The sequence below is a fragment of the Streptomyces prasinopilosus genome (genome assembly GCF_001419695.1).
Classification (GTDB): domain Bacteria; phylum Actinomycetota; class Actinomycetes; order Streptomycetales; family Streptomycetaceae; genus Streptomyces; species Streptomyces prasinopilosus.
In genome coordinates this window covers 1-2176 of the sequence record NZ_LIRG01000334.1, presented here as the reverse complement: position 1 = coordinate 2176, position 2176 = coordinate 1, and the positions used below count along the sequence as shown (strand labels likewise).

General features: G+C 73.6%; 2 protein-coding genes. Both read left to right on the top strand.

Annotated elements, in window-relative coordinates; genetic code table 11:
• Positions 1-699, top strand: a 699-nt coding sequence (locus tag AOK18_RS14895; protein ID WP_157865102.1) for a TOMM precursor leader peptide-binding protein, incomplete at its 5' end; no start/stop codon positions are given.
• Positions 692-2176, top strand: a 1485-nt coding sequence (locus tag AOK18_RS14890; RefSeq protein WP_240503183.1) for an ABC1 kinase family protein, incomplete at its 3' end; no start/stop codon positions are given. The genes AOK18_RS14895 and AOK18_RS14890, both read left to right, overlap by 8 nt.

Below are 2176 nucleotides of genomic sequence, written 5' to 3'. Positions count from 1 at the left end.
GCGGTCCGACGCGGCGACCGGTCCGGTGCGGCCCGGCGCACGACGCGGTGGGCCGCCTCGTGCCTGCGGTCGCCGCGTCGGACCGCCCAGTCCCCGCCGCAGGAGGGTGCCCCCGGGTTCTCCCTGGTGATCGTCGCTCCTCGGGACGACGTCGCCGTGCACGTCCCGGACCCGGCGGGGGCCGAGCCCCTGATGACCTCGGGGACACCCCACCTCTACGTGGGCGTGGTGGAGGGAACCGGCGTCGTCGGACCGCTCGTCCTGCCCGGCGAGACGGGGTGCGCGGGCTGCCTTCAGGAGGACAGGACCGACCGGGATCCGACCTGGCCGCGTATGGTCACCCAGTGGCGTTCCGGGCGGCAGCGCCGGGTGGGAGCCTGTGACCTGTCACTGGCCACCACCGTGGCCGGCCTGGCCGGTGCCCATGCGCTCGCCTTCCTGGACGGCCGCGTGCCGTCCAGTGCCGGTGCTCGCTGGGAGGCGTCCCTCCCGGATCTGCACTGGCATGCGCGGCCGGTCGGGGCGCACCCCGGGTGTCCGTGCGGAGCGGCGGGCCGGAACGTGGCGGGAACGGAGTCGGAGCTCACCTCCGAACCCGGCCGGACGCACGGGACAATGGCCCCGCACGGGCCGTCGAGGATGGTGTGCCGTCAGGCGGACGCGGAGCGGCCGGCAGGGACTTGGAGGGCTCATGTCTGATCTTCCCCGGAAGGCGGTCACCAGGACCGCCAAACTGGCCGCGCTCCCGCTCGGCTTCGCCGGGCGGGCGACCTGGGGGCTCGGCAAGCGGATCGTGGGCGAATCCGCGGAGATCGTCGGCCGCGAGGTGCAGCAGCGCACCGCGGAGCAGCTGTTCAAGGTGCTCGGCGAGCTCAAGGGCGGCGCGATGAAGTTCGGCCAGGCCCTGTCGGTCTTCGAGTCGGCCCTGCCGGAGGAGATCGCCGGGCCCTACCGCGCGGCGCTGACGAAACTCCAGGAGGCGGCCCCGCCGATGCCGACCCGCACCGTGCACGCGGTGCTGGAGGAGCGGCTCGGCGAGGACTGGCCCGACCTGTTCCTGGAGTTCGAGGACAAGCCGTCCGCCGCGGCCTCGATCGGCCAGGTGCACCACGCGGTGTGGCACGACGGCCGTGAGGTGGCGGTCAAGGTGCAGTACCCGGGCGCCGGCGAGGCACTGCTGTCCGACCTGAACCAGCTGAGCCGGTTCGCCCGGCTGCTGGGTCCGCTGGTCCCCGGCATGGACGTCAAGCCGCTGATCGCGGAACTCAGGGACCGGGTCGCGGAGGAGCTGGACTACGGCCTGGAGGCCCGGGCCCAGCGGGCCCACGCCGAGGAGTTCGCGGACGACCCCGACGTCGTCGTGCCGGCGGTGGTGCACCAGTGCGAGCAGGTGCTGGTCACCGAGTGGATGGACGGCGTACCGCTGTCGGAGGTCATCTCGGACGGCACGGAGGAGCAGCGGGACCGGGCGGGTCAGCTCCTCGCCCGTTTCCTGTTCTCCGGGCCGGCCCGCACCGGGCTGCTGCACGCCGACCCGCATCCGGGCAATTTCCGTCTGCTGCCCGGCGGCCCGGACGGCGGGGACGACTGGCGTCTGGGTGTGCTGGACTTCGGCACGGTCGACCGGCTGCCGGGCGGACTGCCCGCTCCCGTCGGGGAGGCACTGCGGATGGCGCTGGACGGCGAGGCGGAGGCCGTCTACGAGATGCTGCGCGCCGAGGGGTTCGTCGGGGAGAGCGTCGAGCTGGATCCCGAAGCGGTCCTCGCCTACCTTCTGCCGATCATCGAACCGGCGCGGGCCGAGGCGTTCACGTTCACCCGCGGCTGGATGCGCGGCCAGGCCGCCCGCATCGGTGACCCCCGCTCCCCCGCCTACCAGCTGGCCAAGCAGCTCAATCTGCCCCCGGCGTACCTGCTGATCCACCGGGTGACCCTGAGCACGATCGGTGTGCTGTGCCAGCTGGGCGGGACGGTACGGCTGCGCGACGAACTGCGGGAGTGGCTGCCGGGGTTCGTCCCGGAAGGAGGGGAAGCGACGACGCCGGGGGAAGGCGGGAAACTGGTGCCGGGGCAGGCGGTGGACGAGCCCTTGGTGCCGGAGTCCCCGGAGGCGGAACCCGCCGGACGGAGGTCCGCCGGGCAGGAGTCCACCGGGCGGAAGTCCACGAAGGGGAAG